The organism is Actinoallomurus acaciae (assembly GCF_042429965.1).
In the GTDB taxonomy this organism is placed as follows: Bacteria; Actinomycetota; Actinomycetes; order Streptosporangiales; family Streptosporangiaceae; genus Actinoallomurus; species Actinoallomurus acaciae.
Map to the genome: position 1 here is coordinate 1226 of NZ_JBHLZP010001081.1, position 328 is coordinate 1553.

1 protein-coding gene is annotated in these 328 nt (G+C 75.9%); it reads left to right on the forward strand.

Annotated elements, in window-relative coordinates:
- Positions 1 to 136 precede the first annotated feature (136 nt).
- On the forward strand, positions 137 to 328 hold a 192-nt coding region (locus ACFFNX_RS50645; RefSeq protein ID WP_378213653.1), incomplete at its 3' end, for a hypothetical protein.

Genomic DNA, 328 nt, shown 5'->3' on the forward strand with positions numbered 1-328 from the left:
CCATGGTTTCGGGGCGCACCGGCGGGAACGACCGTGCGGTCACGAGGATTCGGGGTTCGGTTCACCCCACCGGGCCGGCGTCGCCGGCACGACCTGAGGGTGTCCTCGCCCGCATCACCTGGCCTAGCATGTGCGCGTGGCCCCTGATCGGCAGGCGACCGCCGCGCGCGGTACGCGGCCGTGGGTGGTCGCCGCCACCGTGGCCGGTCTGCTCGGCGTCGGGGCCGCGGTCGCCTATCAGGTCGGTGCCGCACTCGGCCTGTCGTTCAAACCGGCCGACGTACCGCGCGAGGACCTGGCCGCCGCGCCCGCGCGCGCGGTGGCGGCC